The sequence below is a fragment of the Promicromonospora sp. CA-289599 genome (genome assembly GCF_050936155.1).
GTDB lineage: Bacteria > Actinomycetota > Actinomycetes > Actinomycetales > Cellulomonadaceae > Promicromonospora.
Genome location: NZ_JBNJNI010000001.1, coordinates 4720777 through 4738051 on the forward strand (window position 1 = coordinate 4720777; position 17275 = coordinate 4738051).

At 72.3% G+C, this 17275-nt stretch carries 18 protein-coding genes; 9 read left to right on the forward strand and 9 right to left on the reverse strand.

Translation table 11 applies throughout. From position 1 onward, the window contains the following. Window positions 1–11: 11 nt before the first annotated feature. From ACQEVI_RS21010 to ACQEVI_RS21035, 6 genes are all read right to left on the reverse strand, one after another. Window positions 12–974: a TIGR03557 family F420-dependent LLM class oxidoreductase gene (locus ACQEVI_RS21010; RefSeq protein WP_432902354.1), complete on the reverse strand. Its 963-nt coding sequence runs from the start codon at window positions 972–974 to the stop codon at window positions 12–14. A gap of 67 nt (window positions 975–1041) precedes the next feature. Next, entirely contained in the window at window positions 1042–2340 is a 1299-nt protein-coding gene (locus tag ACQEVI_RS21015) for an MFS transporter (RefSeq protein WP_432902356.1), read from the reverse strand. A 108-nt stretch (window positions 2341–2448) separates the two neighbouring features. Beyond that, complete coding sequence (locus ACQEVI_RS21020; RefSeq protein WP_432902358.1) at window positions 2449–2916, reverse strand: hypothetical protein; 468 nt, start codon at window positions 2914–2916, stop codon at window positions 2449–2451. Between the two features lie 135 nt (window positions 2917–3051). Beyond that, the gene (locus ACQEVI_RS21025) at window positions 3052–3555 is read right to left on the reverse strand and encodes an N-acetyltransferase family protein (RefSeq protein ID WP_432902360.1); all 504 of its coding nucleotides are present in this window, start codon (window positions 3553–3555) and stop codon (window positions 3052–3054) included. Window positions 3556–3656: 101 nt separating this feature from the next. Continuing rightward, window positions 3657–3977 carry an AzlD domain-containing protein gene (locus tag ACQEVI_RS21030; RefSeq protein WP_432902362.1) on the reverse strand — a complete coding sequence of 107 codons (321 nt, stop codon included), beginning with the start codon at window positions 3975–3977 and terminating at the stop codon, window positions 3657–3659. Next, entirely contained in the window at window positions 3974–4735 is a 762-nt protein-coding gene (locus tag ACQEVI_RS21035; protein ID WP_432902364.1) for an AzlC family ABC transporter permease, read from the reverse strand. Before ACQEVI_RS21035 ends, ACQEVI_RS21030 begins: the two co-directional genes overlap by 4 nt. Window positions 4736–4848: 113 nt before the next feature. Here ACQEVI_RS21035 and rraA point away from each other — a divergent pair, with 113 nt between their 5' ends. Genes rraA through ACQEVI_RS21055 form a run of 4 tightly spaced genes read left to right on the forward strand, consistent with a single transcriptional unit; the run spans window position 4849 to window position 8539 of the window. Beyond that, window positions 4849–5313, forward strand: a complete 465-nt coding sequence (gene rraA / locus ACQEVI_RS21040; protein WP_432902366.1) for a ribonuclease E activity regulator RraA — start codon at window positions 4849–4851, stop codon at window positions 5311–5313. Further along, a complete protein-coding gene (locus ACQEVI_RS21045; protein ID WP_432902368.1) occupies window positions 5310–5819 on the forward strand; it encodes an AAA family ATPase in 510 nt (169 codons plus the stop codon). The genes rraA and ACQEVI_RS21045 overlap by 4 nt, the downstream gene beginning before the upstream one ends. Before the next feature lie 28 nt (window positions 5820–5847). Further along, window positions 5848–6819 carry a 4-hydroxy-tetrahydrodipicolinate synthase gene (gene dapA / locus ACQEVI_RS21050; RefSeq protein ID WP_432902370.1) on the forward strand — a complete coding sequence of 324 codons (972 nt, stop codon included), beginning with the start codon at window positions 5848–5850 and terminating at the stop codon, window positions 6817–6819. A 34-nt stretch (window positions 6820–6853) separates the two neighbouring features. Next, entirely contained in the window at window positions 6854–8539 is a 1686-nt protein-coding gene (locus ACQEVI_RS21055; protein WP_432902372.1) for a ribonuclease J, read from the forward strand. Window positions 8540–8704: 165 nt separating this feature from the next. Here ACQEVI_RS21055 and ACQEVI_RS21060 read toward each other — a convergent pair whose 3' ends face one another. Further along, window positions 8705–9520 carry an SDR family NAD(P)-dependent oxidoreductase gene (locus tag ACQEVI_RS21060; RefSeq protein ID WP_432902374.1) on the reverse strand — a complete coding sequence of 272 codons (816 nt, stop codon included), beginning with the start codon at window positions 9518–9520 and terminating at the stop codon, window positions 8705–8707. A 90-nt stretch (window positions 9521–9610) separates the two neighbouring features. Here ACQEVI_RS21060 and ACQEVI_RS21065 point away from each other — a divergent pair, with 90 nt between their 5' ends. From ACQEVI_RS21065 to ACQEVI_RS21075, 3 genes are all read left to right on the forward strand, one after another. Further along, complete coding sequence (locus ACQEVI_RS21065; protein WP_432902376.1) at window positions 9611–10030, forward strand: MarR family winged helix-turn-helix transcriptional regulator; 420 nt, start codon at window positions 9611–9613, stop codon at window positions 10028–10030. 121 nt (window positions 10031–10151) lie between these two features. After that, window positions 10152–10808: a DUF998 domain-containing protein gene (locus tag ACQEVI_RS21070; RefSeq protein ID WP_432902378.1), complete on the forward strand. Its 657-nt coding sequence runs from the start codon at window positions 10152–10154 to the stop codon at window positions 10806–10808. 142 nt (window positions 10809–10950) lie between these two features. Further along, a complete protein-coding gene (locus ACQEVI_RS21075) occupies window positions 10951–11787 on the forward strand; it encodes a DUF4328 domain-containing protein (protein WP_432902380.1) in 837 nt (278 codons plus the stop codon). A 90-nt stretch (window positions 11788–11877) separates the two neighbouring features. On the opposite strand, the gene ACQEVI_RS21080 is transcribed toward ACQEVI_RS21075, so the two are convergent. After that, entirely contained in the window at window positions 11878–12465 is a 588-nt protein-coding gene (locus ACQEVI_RS21080; RefSeq protein ID WP_432902382.1) for a TetR/AcrR family transcriptional regulator, read from the reverse strand. 92 nt (window positions 12466–12557) lie between these two features. On the opposite strand from ACQEVI_RS21080, the gene ACQEVI_RS21085 reads away from it, so the two are divergent. Both ACQEVI_RS21085 and ACQEVI_RS21090 read left to right on the forward strand, forming a co-directional pair. Beyond that, the gene (locus tag ACQEVI_RS21085) at window positions 12558–12968 is read left to right on the forward strand and encodes a hypothetical protein (RefSeq protein WP_432902383.1); all 411 of its coding nucleotides are present in this window, start codon (window positions 12558–12560) and stop codon (window positions 12966–12968) included. A 166-nt stretch (window positions 12969–13134) separates the two neighbouring features. Then, on the forward strand, window positions 13135–15966 hold the full coding sequence (locus ACQEVI_RS21090; protein WP_432902385.1) for a DNA translocase FtsK 4TM domain-containing protein: 2832 nt from the start codon (window positions 13135–13137) through the stop codon (window positions 15964–15966). Between the two features lie 18 nt (window positions 15967–15984). On the opposite strand, the gene ACQEVI_RS21095 is transcribed toward ACQEVI_RS21090, so the two are convergent. Next, window positions 15985–17241 carry a CapA family protein gene (locus tag ACQEVI_RS21095; RefSeq protein WP_432902387.1) on the reverse strand — a complete coding sequence of 419 codons (1257 nt, stop codon included), beginning with the start codon at window positions 17239–17241 and terminating at the stop codon, window positions 15985–15987. Window positions 17242–17275 lie beyond the last annotated feature (34 nt).

Genomic DNA, 17275 nt, shown 5'->3' on the forward strand with positions numbered 1-17275 from the left:
GACCGGCCCGGCTAGAGCGCCCGCAGGCGCTCCACGAACGGCCCGGCCGCCTCGGCGAGAAACCGGTCCTGGTTGTGGTCGCCCACCTGCACTATCGCGAGGTCGGTGAACCCGGCGTCCAGGAACGGGCGGGCGCTCTCGGCGAGCTTGTCCAGGTCCGGCCCGCAGGCGATCGACGACGCGACGTCCTCCGGCCGCACGAACTGCGAGGCTCCGGTGAACCCGGCCGGTGTGGGCAGGTCCGCGTTCACCGACCAGCCGCCGCCGAACCAGCGGAACTCCGAGTGGGCGCGCTCTATCGCCTTGTCCTCGTCCGGATCCCAGCAGATCGGCACCTGGCCGAACACCCGCGACCCACCGGAGTGCTTGGCGTTCCAGCCCGTGACCACGTCGGCGTCGGGCATCGCCTGGACCAGGTGGTCCGCGAGCGGCGCGAACCGCTCGACACCGTGCTTGCCCGAGAGGGCCGCGCCGATCTGTACCCCGGCGTCCGGCACGTCCCAGAGGCGCGCCGAGTCGACCCGGAAGTACTCGCCCTCCCACGTGACCAGCTCGCCCGTGAGCAGCTCGCGGATGATGTGCATCGCCTCCTCGAGCATGTCCTGGCGGACGGCGATGGCGGGCCAGCCCTCGCCGATCACGTGCTCGTTGAGGTTCTCGCCCGAGCCCAGCCCGAGGGTGAAGCGGCCGTCGGCCAGGAGCTGGAGCGTCGCCGCCTGCTGTGCCACCACCGCCGGGTGGTACCGCATGGTCGGGCAGGTCACGAACGTCATCAGCTCGACCCGGCTCGTCGCCTGGGCCACCGCGCCCAGGAGCACCCATGCGTTGGGTGCGTGTCCCTGCTCGGGGAGCCAGGGGGAGAAGTGGTCGCTGGAGAGCTCGAAGTCGAAGCCCGCCTCCTCGGCGGCGACCGCGTACCGCAGCAGCTCCCGCGGTCCGCTCTGCTCGGTCATGAGGGTGTACCCGATGTGCATGATGTGCTCCTTACCGCGTCGTCCTCACGACGATAGGCAGGAGTGGTTGCCGCTCGCTGCTCGGGCCCTAGGCGGCGTCGGGCACCAGGTCGGACTCCACGTCCGGCTGGGTGGGCACCCAGCGCACCATCACCAGCACGAGCCCGACGACGAGCAGGGCCGCCGTGAGCATGAACGGATAGGTGCGGTCGATCCCGGAGAGCCAGCCGGAGATCCAGCCGAACGGCGCCGCGGCGAGCATGATGCACGTGCGCTGGAGTGCCATCACCCGCGAGCGTTCGGCCTGGTCCACGTGCAGCGCCACGAGCGACTCCGAGAGCATGAACAGCATGCCCGCCCCGAAGCTGTCCAGGAGCAGGCACAGGCCGAGGAACGCGTACGTCGCCGCCGTCGCGCCGCCGGCGGACGCAGGGATGGCGACCAGCACCACCTGACCCGCGAGGTGGACCCCGAACCCCCACAGCGTGGCGCGCCTGAGGTCGACTGCGGTGGTCAGGAGCGGGATGAGCGTGAAGAAGAAGACCACCGACAGGATGGAACGGACCATCGGGAAGAAGGGCAGCAGGGCGTCCGGCACGTGCAGGTGCTGGCTGGCCACCACCTGCCAGAACGTGCCGTTGACGAGCGTGACCGCGGCGGTCAGCGCGGCCACTGCCAGCGCGAGGAGCGAACCGCGCGAGCGCAGCAGCAGGCCCAGCGCGCCGCGGTACCCGGCCAGCATGCGCCACACGCTGTGCCCGCGGGTCGCGGCCATGCGGACGCGGCCCTGCCGGGTCTCCCGCGACCACAGGTAGAGCCAGACGATCTTCACGGTCATCACGACCGCCGCGTTGACGTACAGGATGCGCACGGCGGGTTCGAGCCCGAGCTGCGCGACCAGGACGGCGGCCAGCGGCGCGAACAGGGCCGAGCAGTCGGCCGCGACCTTGACCAGCGAGTAGATCCGGGTGATCTGGCCCCGTTCGGCGTCCTCGACCATGAGGCAGTCCCACGAGTTCTGCGTGACCTGCAGGGCGCCGTTCACGAGCGACGCCGCGAGGAAGAACCAGAAGTTCTCCGCGAACGCCCACAGCACGCACGGGATCACCCAGGCGATCACGTCGAACCACGCGGTCGTGGCACGCCGGCCCAACCGGTCGGTGATGATCCCGCCGGCCAGCCCGAAGAAGACCTGGGACAGCATCGCGACGGTCGCCAGGAACCCGATCTGCTGGTCGTGCAGGCCCAGCGCCAGCATGAACACCGACGCGTACGGCAGCACGAGGGCCATGGACAGGCCCCACAACGGCTCGGTCCACACGCAGGCGCGAGGGTTGCCACGGAGCTCGACGAAGGTCCGCCAGAGCGGGTTGGGGGTGCGGATCACCGGGTCAGTGAAGCACCTCCACGGCTCAGAGGTCACGCTGCTTTCAAGCGGCGCTCACCGGCAGGACGGCACGCTCCATGCGCACTCGGTGCGCGTCATTGGTGCCCGTCATTCGGTGAGGCTCGTCCAGCAGTAGAGCCCGTATCCCTGGTCGGCCGCGCGGGCGGCGAGCGCCGCGAGCGGCAGCAGCGCCTCGGCGAGCTGGCGTGGCGGGACGGCGGGCGTAGCGGTGGCGTGCCACTCACGGGCCACCCGGGCCAGGCGGGCGGGCGCGGCGGACGCGAGGTCGTCGGCGAGTATCTGCGAGACGGTGACGATCCACGGCCCCTCGTCGCCTCCGCTGCAGACCAGCGTCCCATGTCGCGGATGCGCTGTGACCTCGCCGTAGGGTCGGCCGGACAGCGCACCGGCGAGCCCGCCGAGCATCACGAAGGGGTCCATCGAGGGCACCTCGACGGCGTCGAAGCGCGGCAGGTCGGTGCGCTGGTCCGGGTCGGCCGGCCCGCCTGGTGCGCGGAGTGCCGTCGCCGCCACCTCATCGCTAGGTGCGGCGAAGTACTCCGTGCGTATCCCCATGAAGGTGATGGTCGCAAGGCCGTGTCACGGGACTGTCACGCGGGCGTGAAACCTGCGATTCGCTGGGTGGGCAGGTCGGTGGGCACGGTGGTGGGCAGGCCGGTGGGCACGGCTACGGACCGGACGGCGCAGCCGTCAGATCGCGGCGGACCAGCGGTGCTCGACGACCTCGCGGACCCCCGTCGCGAGGGTGCGGCTGCGGCCGTCCTCGCCGAGCCCGCTGGAGTCCAGGAAGGCGGCGCGCGCGGTGTCGTCCGCCAGGGTCCAGGTGGTCACGGTCTCCGAGCCGTCGGAACGGAGCCGGTCGACGGCGGCCGCGAGCAGACGGGAGCCGTGCCCTGCGCGCTGGGCCTCGGGCAGCACCTCGAGCGACAGCACCTGACCGGGTGAGACGGCGGCGAACCCCACGACGTCGGGCCCCGCGAGCGCGACGAACACCGCGAAGCCGGGGCCGGGCGGCGAGGTGATGGCCGACGACCAGCGCTCCCGCATGGCGGGCACGTCGAGCGCGTCGATGACCCCTTCGCCGAGCACGCCGGTGGCGCGCCATGCGGCGACCTGCACGTCGGTCACGGCGGACTCGTCGCCGGCGATCGCTGGGCGGACGGATACGTCGGCGGTCTCGCGAAACAGTGCCACGCGGCCACCCTAGCTGCCCGACGCGTCGTCAGGATGACCATGTACCTGCTGCCAGGCGCGGCTCGATCCTGGCAGCAGGTACATGGTCATCGGGAAGGGCTTCAACCCCAGCCGAGGGCGCGGAGGCCCGCGGCCGTGGCTGCCGCCAGCACCACCACCAGGATGAACGGGGCGCGCAGTGCGAGCGCGAGCGCCGCGACCGCCAGGGCGGGCACGCGCGCGTCCACCGTCAGGGTGCGCCCGTCGGCGAACCCCTGGACCACGACGAGGGAGACGAGCAGCGCCACCGTGACGAGCGCGGTGACCCGCTGGACGCGCTCGGAGGCCAGCCAGCCGCGGGGGATCAGGTGCCCGCCGAGCTTGAGGGCGTAGCAGGCCAGGGACGCCACCAGCACGGTGGTCCACAGGACGGTGGTGGTCATCGGGCAGGCTCTCTGTCGGTCTCGTGGTCGGTCTCGTGGTCGGTCTGGCTCTCGGGCCGCCCGGCGGCGGTCGCACCGGGGACGGACGGCGCGACCAGGCCCACGACGATCGCGACCGCTGCCGCGGCGAGCACCGGGATGCCCGGCGGGACCAAGGGGATGAGCGCGGCGGTGGCCACGACGGCGAGCCCCGCGACGAGCTGGGCACGGCGCGGTGCGAGCCGCGGCCAGACCAGGGCCAGGAACGCGGCGGCGGCCGCCGCGTCGAGGCCCCAGGCGCGTGGGTCGCCGAGTGCGTCGCCCGCGAGCGCGCCGAGGAGCACGAACACGTTCCAGAGCACGAAGACGCCGACGCCGGTGACCCAGAACCCGATCCGGGAGGCCGCGGGCTCCGGCTGGGCGACGGCGACCGCCGTCGACTCGTCGATGGTGACGTGGGCGGCGGCGAGCCGGCGCCAGCCGCGCACCTGGAGCAGCGGCGAGACCACGGCGCCGTACAGGGTGTTGCGCAGGCCGAGCAGGGCCGCGGTGGCGACCGCGGCGACGGGAGTGCCCGCCGCGCCGATGACACCGATCAGGGCGAACTGCGAGCCGCCGGAGAACATGAGCAGGCTCAGGGCCATGGTCGGGCCGAGGCCGACCCCGGCGGCGACCGACAGGGCGCCGAACGAGATGCCGTACAGGCCGGTCGCCACCGAGACGCTCACGCCCTGGCGGACGGCTGCGCGGGCCGCCGGATCACTGGGGAGGACGTTCACGCAGCGAGGCTACGTCGTCGTCGGGCGGACTCGGCGCGCCGCCCGCCCGCCGGACGGGTCCGCAGCGCCACTGAGTAGGGTGCTGGCGCACACCCTTCCACGAGAGGATCACGATGACGGCGACCGCCGACCTGTACGACGAGCACGGCGAGGCGCTGGCCTCGCTCCCGGTCCAGCTGCGCGACTTCGGCGGGGTGCGGAGCTTCTCCGGCCCGGTACGCACCGTGCGGTGCTTCGAGGACAACGGCCTGGTCAAAGCGGTGACGCAGACCCCTGGCGAGGGCGCTGTGCTCGTCGTCGACGGTGGCGGCTCGCTCCGCAGCGCCCTGATGGGTGACCTCATCGCGGCCGCGGCGGTGGAGAACGGCTGGGCCGGCGCGATCATCCACGGCGCGATCCGCGACTCCGTGGCGATCGGCGGGCTGCGCCTGGGGGTCAAGGCGCTCGGCACCAACCCCCGCAAGTCGTCGAAGACGGGCGCGGGCGTGCTGGACGAGACGGTGGAGATCGGCGGCGTCGTGTTCCGCCCCGGCGCCACCGTGTACGCCGACGAGGACGGCGTGCTGGTCGAGCGGTGACCCACGGCGCGCGGCTGATCCTGCTCAACGGCCTGCCGGGCGTCGGCAAGTCGGCGGTCGCGGCGGCCTGGTCGGCGCGGCACCCCGGCACGCTCTGCCTCGACATCGACGTCGTGCGGGCGCTGATCAGCGGCGACGCACGCAGCACAGCGGAACCGGCTCGGGCCCTCGGGCTCGCCATGGTGACGGTGCACCTGCGCGGCGGGGACGACGTCGTGGTGCCACAGCTCGTGGCACGATCCGACCAGGTCGCACGCTTCGCGGACGCCGCCGCACGCGCCGGCGCTCGCTTCCTCCACATCCTCGTCGAGGCGCCCGACGACGTGGTCGCGGACCGGGTCGCCGCGGACGCCGCGCCCCACCGCCAGGGCCTTGACCCGACGGTGTTCGCCACCTTTACGGCGGGCCTGCACGAGGTAGCCCGGAAGCCAGGCGTGCAGCGGCTGACCAACGACGAGATCGCCTCCGCCGTCGACCGGCTGGAAGCGCTTGTGGGACGGCGGTGATCGGGGCGGTAAACGGTACGGTAGAGCCATGGTTCTTCCCACTGACCCGGCGCGCCCGTTCGGCGCGGTCCTGACCGCTATGGTCACCCCGATGACGCCCGAGGGCGCCGTGGACCTGAAGGCAGCGGTCAAGCTGGCGAAGAAGCTGGTGGACGACGGCAACGACGGCCTCGTCCTCTCCGGCACCACCGGCGAGTCCCCGGTGACGCACACGCCCGAGAAGGAAGAGCTCGTCGCCGCGGTCGTCGAGGCCGTGGGCGACCGGGCGGCCGTCGTCGCCGGCGCGGGCTCGAACGACACGGTGCACGCGATCCGCATGGCCGAGCAGGCCGCCGAGGCCGGCGCGGACGGTCTGCTCGTCGTCTCGCCGTACTACTCGCGGCCCAGCCAGGAGGGCCTGTACCAGCACTTCGTGGCCGTCGCGGACGCGACGGACCTGCCCGTCATGCTGTACGACGTGCCCGGCCGCACCGTGGTGCGCATCGCGCCCGAGACCTACCGGCGCCTGGCGCAGCACCCGCGGATCATCGCCAACAAGGACGCCACCGGCGACGTCTACGCCGCCACCAAGCTCATCGCGGAGACCGGGCTGGCGTGGTACTCGGGCGACGACGGCCTGCTGCTGCCGTTCCTGAGCGTCGGCGGCGCGGGCATCGTCTCCGTGTCGGCGCACGTCGTCGGCGCGCACTTCGCGGAGACCGTCCGCCGGTTCGACGCCGGCGACATCGCAGGGGCCGTCGAGGTCTTCCGCACGGCGACCGGCGTCATCGACGCCCTGAACGGCGCCGGCGCCCAGGCCGTCATGGCCAAGGCCGCGGTCGAGGCGCTCGGCATCACGGACAACCGGTTCCTGCGCCTGCCCAACGTCGCCGCGACGGACGCCGAGGTGGCCGCCCTGCGCGTGGTCCTGGCCGAGGCCGGTCTGCTGCGTGACGACGCCCCCGTACGTCAGCCCGAGGTGAGCGAGCTCGCGGAGGCGAGCTCCGCCGTCGGGCACTAGATCTTCTCTGTTGGAACGAGGCCTTGGAGGCCACGTGAGTCATCCTCACCCCGAACTGTCCCTGCCCCCCGCGCTGCCTGAAGGCGGACTGCGGATCGTCGCCCTCGGCGGCCTGGGCGAGGTGGGACGCAACATGGCGGTCCTGGAGCATGCCGGAAAGCTGCTCGTCATCGACTGCGGCGTGCTGTTCCCCGAGGACAACCAGCCCGGCGTGGACCTGATCCTGCCGGACTTCGACTACATCAAGGACCGCCTCGACGACATCGAGGCGATAGTGCTGACGCACGGTCACGAGGACCACATCGGCGCCGTGCCGTACCTGCTCCGGCTGCGCGGGGACATCCCGCTGGTCGGTTCGCGCCTGACGCTCGCCTTCATCGAGGCGAAGCTCAAGGAGCACCGCATCAAGCCCTACACGCTCGAGGTGAAGGAAGGGCAGCGCGAGCAGCTCGGCATCTTCGACTGCGAGTTCGTCGCCGTCAACCACTCCATCCCGGACGCGCTCGCCGTGGCGGTCACCACCGCCGCGGGCACCGTGCTGCACACCGGTGACTTCAAGATGGACCAGCTGCCGCTCGACGGCCGCATCACCGACCTGCGCGCCTTCGCCCGCCTCGGCGAGAAGGGTGTCGACCTCTTCATGGTGGACTCCACCAACGCGGAGGTGCCGGGCTTCGTGACGCCGGAGGCCGAGATCGGCCCGGTGCTCGACGACGTCTTCGCGCACGCCGACAAGCGGATCATCGTCGCGTCGTTCTCGTCGCACGTGCACCGCGTGCAGCAGGTGCTCAACGCGGCGCACGCGCACGGCCGGCGCGTGGCCCTCGTCGGCCGCTCCATGGTGCGCAACATGGGCATCGCCGCCGACCTCGGCTACCTCGACGTCCCGCCGGGCGTGCTCATCGACATCAAGAAGGCCGACTCGGTGCCCGACGACCGGATCGTCTACATGTCGACCGGCTCCCAGGGCGAGCCGATGGCGGCGCTGTCCCGCATGGCCAACGGCGACCACAAGGTGCAGGTCGAGTTCGGCGACACCGTGATCCTCGCTTCCTCGCTCATCCCGGGCAACGAGAACGCCGTCTTCCGCATCATCAACGGCCTGACCCGCCTCGGCGCACGCGTGGTGCACGGCGGCAACGCCAAGGTGCACGTCTCCGGGCACGCCTCGGCCGGCGAGCTCATGTACTGCTACAACATCCTCAAGCCGAAGAACGTCATGCCCGTGCACGGCGAGGTGCGCCACCTGGTGGCGAACGGGGCGCTCGCGGTCAAGACCGGCGTGCCGGCCGACCGCGTGGTGCTCGCCGAGGACGGCGTCGTCGTCGACCTCGTGGACGGCAAGGCGTCCGTCGTGGGCGCCGTGCCGTGTGGTTATGTATACGTCGACGGCTCGTCGGTCGGCGAGATCACGGAGGCCGAGCTCAAGGACCGCGTGGTCCTGGGGCAGGAGGGCTTCGTGTCCGTCTTCGCTGTCATCGACACCGCGACAGGTAAGGTGCTGGCACCCCCGCAGGTTCTCGCGCGGGGTATGGCCGAGGATGCCTCGGTGTTCGACAAGGTGATGCCGGAGGTCACCGCGGCGCTGGAAAATGCGATCGCGGGCGGGGCCACGGACACGCACCAGCTGCAGCAGATCATGCGCCGCACCATCGGGCGCTACGTGGCGACGCGGCTGCGCCGCAAGCCGATGATCGTCCCGGTGGTCCTCGAGGCCTGATCGGGGCTGCGGCACGGCTCGGCCCTGTCGGCCGGGCCTGGCCGGCTTGGCCGGCTGCCGGTGAGAACGGGGTTATGTACGTGACCAGCCCGGTCACGTACATAACCCCGTTCTCGTCGAGCTGGACGGCGTGACTCTGAGGCATGCGGCGCACGTGGCCAGCGGCTAGACGGCGTCGACCACCTCGTGCAGGCGCAGCCGGCGGTTGAGCCCGCCGGTCAGCCGCGGGACGAGCGTGCGCGGCAGCAGGCGTGCCGGCCAGGTCATCACCCGGGTCACGGCCCGGCCGGGATAGGAGACGGCGCGCCGTCGCGCGTAGTCGTCCAGGGTGCGAGCGGCGACGGCTGCCGCTGTGTCGGCCAGCCGTTCGTCGATGCGGGCCGTGGTGCCGTCGAAGAAACCGGTGGCGACGGCGCCGGGGTGCGCCGCCATGACGTGCACCCCGGTGCCGCGCAGCTCCTCGGCCAGCGCCTCGCTGAAGGAGAGCACGAAGGCCTTCGTCGCCGCGTAGCTGGCCTGGTAGGGCATGGGCTGGAAGGCCGCGGTCGACGAGACGTTGATGATGCCGCCCGACCCGCGCGCGACCATCTCGGCCCCGATCGCGTGGGTCAGCGCGAGCAGGCCGCTGATGTTCAGCCCGACGGTGCTCAGCTGCGGCCCGAGCGGGCGGCTGAGGAACGGGCCCACGCTGCCCGCCCCGGCGTTGTTGAGCAGCAGGTCGACGGTCAGGCCGCGGTCGCGCAGCTCTCGCAGGATCCGTTCGGGGCCGTCGGGTGCGGCGAGGTCACCGGTGATCACCTCGGTATCGGTGCCCGCGTGCTGTTCGCGGATCTCTGCGGCGACCGTCCGGAGGCCTGGCTCCGACCGGGCCAGCAGGATCACGCGGGCTCCCCGGTGTGCCAGCTCGAGCGCGTAGGCCCGCCCGAGCCCTTTCGACGCGCCGGTGACGAGGGCGGTGACGCCGCGGTGGTCGTCGCTCACAAGATCCTCCATTGTTTCGAGTCTCGAAGTATCGGAGGGTTGAACGTAGCACCTTTCCTTCGAGTCTCGAAGTATCGATAGGATGTGGGCATGACCACGCCCGATCTCACCGCGGTGGTCGCCGCGACGCACGACCTCTGGATGCGGACGAACGACCTGCTGGGGGAGTCGTTGGCCGAGCACCAGATGACGCCGGCGACGTTCCAGGCGCTGTGGCTCATCGACCCGGACGAGCCGCCGCCCTCGATGAAGGTGATGGCCGAGCGCCTGTACTGCAACGCGCCGAACCTCACCTTCATCAGCAACCAGCTCATCGACCGAGGGCTGGTGGAGCGCGCGGTGGACCCGGACGACCGGCGCTCCCGGGTGCTGGTGCTGACCGTCAAGGGCCGTCAGGTCCGCGACGAGCTCGTCTCGACGGTGTTGGCGAGGACCCCGCTGGCCGCGCTGTCGGCCGGTGAGCTGACGCAGCTCGCCGCCCTGCTGGGCCGCGTCGCCCGGCCCACCTGATCGGGCCCACGTCTGACGCGTCCGGCCCGGATCCGGTGCACAGCGCTCAGTTCCCGCTGCCGCCGTCGTCTATCGGGAAGGACGTCGGCACCTCGCCGGCGCGATGCGTCCGGAGGACGAGATGGCACAGGCGAGCGAGTTCGACATGGCTGCCGCGGTGACGCGGTCGATGCTCGGCTGGGGTGTGGTCGCGGGGCCGTTCTACGTGCTCGTCGGGCTCGTCCTGGCGTTCACCCGGGAAGGGTTCGACTTCGCGCGGCACCCGCTGAGCGTGCTCATGCTGGGTGACGGCGGCTGGATGCAGATCACAAACCTGGCGCTGAGCGGTGTGATGGTGCTGGTCGCCGGGGTCGGGCTGGTCCGGGCGGGCGCCCGCGGCACCGGGATCGCGGTGGGCATCTACGGCGCCACGATGGTGGCGAGCGCGATCTTCCCGCCCGACCCGATGCCTGGGTTCCCGCCCGGGCAGGAAGGCGCCACGACGATGAGCCTCTCCGGCGTGCTGCACTTCGCGTTCGGTGGCATCGGGTTCGTCGCGTTCGGGATCGCCGCCCTGCTGCTCGGCGGGTGGCTCGCCCGGCACGGTGAGCGTGGCCACGCGGCCTGGTCGAGGGCTGCCGGGATCGTGGTCCTCGTGGGTTTCGTCGGCGGGGCCGCGCTCGGTCCTGCCGGGATGGGCGGGCTGTGGCTCGCCGTCGTGGTCGGGTTCGCCTGGCTGCTGCTCGCGTCGCTCCGCCTGTACCGGGAGGTGCCGCACCCGGACCTGGCGCGCCGCTGACCGGCCGTGGCGCCCGGGGGCCCTCCGGAAAGCGCAGCCGGCGCCCACGAATTGGCCAGTTGGACGCGGGTTCACCCGCAACTGGTTGCTATCGGACATTGCGGTGTGAGTACGGTGGCGGGAACACATTCGGAGGCCATTGATGTCCGACCCGCGCACCCCCCACCCGAACGGCGCCGCTCCCTGGGGCGAGCCCGTCCCGCAACGAGGCAGGCAGCCCCACCCGGAGCAGCTGGGCAGCCCAGCACACCCGCAGTCCCCCTATGCCGAGCTCCAGTACCCCGAGCACTACGCCGGTGCGAGCACCGGACAGCACGCCGGACCGCTCACACCGGTCAGCGGGCAGCAGCGAGTGCCCGTCGACCAGGCCTACCCGCCCGTACGTCGTCGCGCGTCCGGCAAGCCGCTGCCCGAGCCGCCCGCGGGGCTGGCGGTCGGGACGACCGTGGCCGCGTGCTGCCTGCTCTTCGTCGAGCTGGCCAGCCTGGCGATCCTGATCTTCACCGGCGGCCGGGGCGAGGCGTCCGGCATCAGCATCGGCCTGGGTGTCCGGATCGACCCCAACGGAGCCACCGTGGCGCTCCTGTTCGGCCTGGCCGCCTACGTCGCCGCCTGCGTCTGGCTCCAGGCCTGCCGCACGTTCGCCGAGGCCTGGAACCCCGCAGCCCGGTTCGCACAGGGCCGGGCCTGGACCTGGCTCGGTTGGCTGGTCCCCGTCGCCTTCCTCTGGGTCCCCCTCCAGGTGGTCCGGGACATCCGCGGCGCGGTCCTGCCCGACGGGCAACGCCGGGTCGCCCTGGGCGTGTGGTGGCTCTTCTGGCTGCTGTCCGGCCTGCGCGTCTTCACCTCGTCCGACCAGGACGTGGAGATCATCGTCCGGTCCGTCGCCGCCGTCGCGCTCACCGTCGCGTTCGTCCAGTGGGTCAGGATCGTCCGGGAGGCCACGGCAGCACAGGAGAAGGCCGCAGGATTCGCCTGATCAGGGCGCTCGCTTCAGGGCGCTGACGGGCTGCCGGTCTGACACGTCCGACCGGTATGACGCGCCAGGCCGCGGGTCCGGTGCCCGGTGTCAGCCCGCGAGCAGCGCCGGCCCGACCGTTCCGGCGGCCCGGTCGAACGCCGCCTCGCGCGCGCGCGCGTCCCCGGGCAGCAGACCGGCCAGCTCGAGCGACACCAACCCGTGCACCAGCCCCCACAGCCCGACGGCGGCGCTCAGCACGCGTTCGGGCGGCGCGCCGTCGAGCGCCCTGGCGACGGCGTCGTGCAGCACCTGGAAGGTGGGCCGGTCGACGGCGTCCGCCGGACCGCCGTCGGCCGGTGCCACCGCGCGGTAGAACATGACGCGGTAGAAGTGCGGGTCCGCTAGGGCGAACTTCCGGTACGCGCCCCCGAGGGCGCGCAGGTCCGCCGCGGGGTCTTGCCCGTGGCCGACGGCGGCGAGGTGCTCGGCGAAGCGCCGGAAACCCTCGTCGCCGACCGCCTCGACCAGCGCCTCGCGCGAGCCGAAGAGCGCGTAGACGGCCGAGGCGCTGGTGCCCGCCTCCGCGGCGACCTTGCGCACGGTCACGGCGCCCTCGCCGTCGGACGAGATCATTCGCGACGTGACCTCGAGGAGCCGGGTGCGCAGCGCGTCGTCGTGCAGTCGTGGTCGAGCCATGGCGTGAGTCTAGAAGCCTTGACGTTCGTTTGCGAACGCTGTTTGATAACACCGTTATGAAACACCGGAGCGTCTAGTCCCTGGAGGAAGCCGTGCTCGAGCTCTCTGATCCCGCCCGCATCACAGCGGGCATCGTGCTGCTGACCGTCATCGGGATCGAGTCGGGCGGGTTCTTCCTGCTCAAGGTCTTCGGCGGGCGGTTGGTCACCACCGACCTGCAGAAGAGCTTCTACCGGGCAGGCCACGCACACGCGGGCGTGCTCGTGATCCTCGGCCTGATCTGCCTGCTCCTGTCCGAGGCGACGAGCCTGACGGGATTCGCACACTGGCTGGCGGCCACCGGCGTGCTGTACGCGGCGATCCTGATGCCCGCCGGGTTCTTCCTCTCCGCGATGGGCGAGGGGCGGACGAAGCCCAACCGCGCGGTGGTGCTGCTCCCGGTCGGCGCGGTGGTCCTCGCCGCCGGGGTGGGGACGCTGGCAGTGGGGCTGCTCCTGGGCTGAGCCGGAGGTACGCGCCCGAAGCGGAACCGCAGGCTCAGGCCATACCGGCGGAGCCTGATACCCCCGCCCCGGGCGGATCCCCGCAAAGCGGACAAGGACCCGGTCCTGGGACACACCGCGAGACTTCCTGGGCCCGGCCGCCCTCCCCGGTTACGGTGGCGACATCATGGCGACCCGCACGTCGGCCCGGCGAAGCTCCGGGAAGGGATCCGGGCAGGGCGCGAAGAGCGCCAAGCCCAAGGCTGCCGCGTCGAAGCGACCGGCGCAGCGCCGGGGGGCTGCCCGCCCGGCGGCCAAGGCCGCGTCCGGTCCGTCTCGCCCACCGTGGCCGGTGCGTGCACTACGCGGGCTGTGGATGGGTATGGCGCACGCGGTCGGTGGCGCCACCCGTGCGGCAGGGCCGCGGACGGCGCACGACACGTCCGACGGGGGCGCGCAGCAGGCAACGCAGCAGGGAGGACAGGAACTGGAACCGGACCACCGGCGCGACGGCGTCGGCTTCGCGCTGCTCGCTGTCGCGGTGATCGTCGCCGCACGCGAGTGGTGGGGCATCGACGGACCGTTCGGCGACGGTGTGCACGCGGTGGTCGCCGGCACCTTCGGCATCGCGGGCGTAGCGCTCCCGGTGCTGCTCGTCTGGCTCGCCTTCCGCGTCATGCGCCATCCCGAGCGTGCCCAGCAGAACGGCCGGGTCGCGATCGGGCTCAGCTTCCTGGTGGTCGCCACGTGCTCGCTCGTGCACATCAGCGCGGACCTGCCCTCGCCGACGGCGGGCTTCGCCCCCGTGCAGGACGCCGGCGGCATCATCGGGTTCCTCTTCGCGACGCCGGTGGTCACCGGCCTGACACAGTGGTTCGCGATCCCGCTCTACGTCCTGGCCGGTTTCTTCGGCGTCCTCATCGTGACGGCGACGCCGGTGCACCGGATCCCGGCGCGCCTGCGCGGTATGTACGACCGGCTGACCGGTAACCACCGTGAGGAGGCAGCCACCGACGAGGACGGGCTCCCGCTCGCCGACGGCGTCTCGCGGCACGACGGCACCGCCGGGACCACGAAGCGCCGCAAGCGCCGCACCAAGGAGGAGATCGCGGCCGAGAAGGAGCGTCTCGCCGGGTTCGTGGGCGACGAGGCCTTCGAGAAGGCCGCCGAGGTTGAGGCCGCCGAACGCGCCGCGAAGGCCGGCAGGCTCACCACGCAGCGCATCCCGACCAGCGAGTCCGCGGGCAAGGTCACCGGCGCTCCGGCCATCGGTCCCGGGGTGCTCGGCCCCGACGGCGAGCGCGCGGTGTCGGGCGACAAGGCCCCCCCCAAGCCTGACGGGCCCAGGCCGCCGCGGGCGAGCGAGCCGATGCCGCGGGGCGTGCAGCCCATGCTGGACGGCGACACGGTCTACCTGCTGCCCGACGAGGAGCTCCTGGTCGCGGGCGCGCCCCACAAGGCACGGTCGGCGGCGAACGACCGGGTGGTCGAGTCGCTGACGGGCGTGTTCGAGCAGTTCGGCGTGGACGCCAAGGTCACCGGTTTCAGCCGCGGGCCGACGGTCACGCGGTACGAGGTCGAGGTGGGCGCCAAGACCAAGGTCGAGCGCATCACGTCGCTGTCCAACAACATCGCGTACGCGGTGGCGAGCGCGGACGTGCGCATCCTGTCGCCCATCCCGGGCAAGTCCGCCATCGGCATCGAGATCCCGAACACGGACCGCGAGACCGTGGTGCTGGGCGACGTGCTGCGCTCGGGCGCCGCGCGGCGTACCGAGCACCCCATGGTGATGGGCGTGGGCAAGGACGTCGAGGGAGGCTACGTGGTGGCCAACCTGGCGAAGATGCCGCACATCCTCGTGGCCGGTGCGACGGGCGCCGGTAAGTCCAGCTTCATCAACTCGATGATCACGTCGATCCTGATGCGCTCGACGCCCGAGCAGGTGCGCCTCATCCTGGTGGACCCCAAGCGCGTCGAGCTCACCGTCTACGAGGGCATCCCGCACCTCATCACGCCGATCATCACCAGCCCCAAGAAGGCCGCCGAGGCCCTCGACTGGGTGGTGCGCGAGATGGACGCCCGCTACGACGACCTGGCGATGTTCGGCTTCAAGCACATCGACGACTTCAACACGGCGGTCCGGGCCGGCAAGGTCAAGCCGCTGCCGGGCTCGGAGCGCAAGATCGCGCCCTACCCGTACCTGCTGGTCGTGGTCGACGAGCTCGCCGACCTGATGATGGTCGCCCCGCGCGACGTCGAGGCCTCGATCCAGCGCATCACGCAGCTCGCGCGTGCGGCCGGCATCCACCTGGTGCTGGCGACGCAGCGCCCGTCCGTCGACGTCGTCACCGGGCTCATCAAGGCGAACGTGCCGTCTCGGCTCGCGTTCGCGACGTCGTCGGTCACCGACTCGCGCGTCGTGCTCGACCAGCCGGGGGCCGAGAAGCTCATCGGCCAGGGTGACGCGCTCTTCCTGCCCATGGGCGCCGCCAAGCCGATGCGCGTCCAGGGCGCCTGGGTCACCGAGTCCGAGGTGCACCAGGTCGTCGAGCACGTGAAGAGCCAGCTCAAGCCCGTGTACCGCGAGGACGTCGCCGCGCCCGCCGCGGCGAAGAAGCAGGTGGACGACGACATCGGCGACGACCTCGACCTGCTGCTGCAGGCCACGGAGCTCGTGGTCACCACGCAGTTCGGGTCGACGTCGATGCTGCAGCGCAAGCTCCGCGTGGGCTTCGCCAAGGCCGGGCGGCTCATGGACCTCCTGGAGTCGCGCGAGATCGTGGGGCCCTCGGAGGGGTCCAAGGCGCGCGACGTGCTGGTCGCCGCGGACGACCTCCCGTCGGCGCTCGCCCTCATCCGTGGCGACCAGCAGCCGCAGGTCTTCGACCAGTCGTCCTCGGGGGACGACGGCGCGGACGACGGGTCCTCCGCTGCCCCGGACCAGTACGCCGACGGCACCGACGGGCACATGCCTCCGGTCGCCACGGACTACCACGACGACGCCGAGGCGCTGCGCTGACCCGATCTGCGGATCAGGTCAGCGGGTGCGCTGAACCACTCGTGGCGGTTCGCCCGTCGAGGTGGGCGGCCGGTCCTGCTCCTTCGCGCCGTCCCCTGCCGCCTCCTGCGCCATCAGGAGGCGCTCCTGGAGCTCGGCGGCCGTGAGCTGGGTGCCGTCCGGCCGGGCGAGCGCGTCGCGGGTGCTCCGCAGGCGGTGGCCCGCCGCGCGGTCGACCGTGGTCGCCGCCCAGCGGACACCGGTGACCCGGGTGCTTCCCTCCGGGGACTGCACGATGTCCGCCACCATCAGCAGGCCGACCGCGGAGGCCGGCACGCAGCAGTCCGCCCCCTGGTTGGACAGCAGGTTGCCCAGGCCGTAGGCCACCCACATCCCGTCGCCCTCCGGGCTGCCGGGCAGGCGTTCGACAGGCTGCGGGACGTGGGCGTGGTGGCCGATCACGAGGTCGATCTGCCGTGAGCGGGCCAGGGCGCGGGTCGCGGCCCGCTGGTGCTCGGTGGGCTCGGTGACGTACTCGACGCCGTCGTGCAGGCTGGCGACCACGAGGTCCGCTCCGGCGGCCCGCGCCGCCTTGGCCTGCCGCGCGATCCGCGCGGCGTCGATGATGTCCACCGACCAGGCCCCGCGGGGCGGCTGGAGCCCGTTCAGCCCGTACGTCGCGGAGAGGTGGGCGATGGTCACGGTCCGGCCGTCGCGGCGGAGCTCGTAGAACTGGGCGCCGCGTGACTCCTGCTTGCCGCGCGCCGTCCCGACGTGGCCCATCCCGGCCTCGTCGAACGCGTCGAGGGTCGCCGCGAGGGCGTCGTACCCACCGTCGGCAGCGTGGTTGGACGCCGTCGAACAACCGTCCCAGCCCTGCTCGCCCAGGTCGCGGACGATCTCGGCGGGTGCGCGGAACACCGGATAGCCCGACGGTGCCACGCCTGGCGGCGCGACCGGCACCTCCAGGTGGCACAGGGCCAGGTCCGCGCCGTCGACCCACGGATCGATGCCCGCGAGCAGCGGTGAGTAGTCGATACCGTCCGCCCCGGTCGCTGACTCGTTGACCGACTTGTGGGTCAGGACGTCGCCCGCGGCGAGCAGGGTGAGCTCGATGTCCTGCGGCGGCGGGGGTGACGGCGTGGCCGAGGGCGACGGGGGAGGGTCGGTCGCGCTCGCGCTGCCGGAGGGATCCGCGGCCGGGTCGGCGGCGGGAGTGCAGCCGGCGGCGGTGACGACGAGCACGGTGGCCAGCGCCGCGTGGGCCAGGAACCGCGGGGCGCGGACGGTGTTCACCCTCCGGATGCTATGGCAGGCGGTCTGTCGCTGC

Bases quoted from the DNA above. Each gene is read 5' to 3' on its own strand.
- ACQEVI_RS21010 (WP_432902354.1), bottom strand. From the start codon at position 974: ATGCACATCGGGTACACCCTCATGACCGAGCAGAGCGGACCGCGGGAG.
- ACQEVI_RS21070 (WP_432902378.1), top strand. From the start codon at position 10,152: ATGGCACAGGCGAGCGAGTTCGACATGGCTGCCGCGGTGACGCGGTCG.
- rraA (WP_432902366.1), top strand. From the start codon at position 4,849: ATGACGGCGACCGCCGACCTGTACGACGAGCACGGCGAGGCGCTGGCC.
- ACQEVI_RS21030 (WP_432902362.1), bottom strand. From the start codon at position 3,977: ATGACCACCACCGTCCTGTGGACCACCGTGCTGGTGGCGTCCCTGGCC.
- ACQEVI_RS21075 (WP_432902380.1), top strand. From the start codon at position 10,951: ATGTCCGACCCGCGCACCCCCCACCCGAACGGCGCCGCTCCCTGGGGC.
- dapA (WP_432902370.1), top strand. From the start codon at position 5,848: ATGGTTCTTCCCACTGACCCGGCGCGCCCGTTCGGCGCGGTCCTGACC.
- ACQEVI_RS21020 (WP_432902358.1), bottom strand. From the start codon at position 2,916: ATGGGGATACGCACGGAGTACTTCGCCGCACCTAGCGATGAGGTGGCG.
- ACQEVI_RS21090 (WP_432902385.1), top strand. From the start codon at position 13,135: ATGGCGACCCGCACGTCGGCCCGGCGAAGCTCCGGGAAGGGATCCGGG.
- ACQEVI_RS21065 (WP_432902376.1), top strand. From the start codon at position 9,611: ATGACCACGCCCGATCTCACCGCGGTGGTCGCCGCGACGCACGACCTC.
- ACQEVI_RS21080 (WP_432902382.1), bottom strand. From the start codon at position 12,465: ATGGCTCGACCACGACTGCACGACGACGCGCTGCGCACCCGGCTCCTC.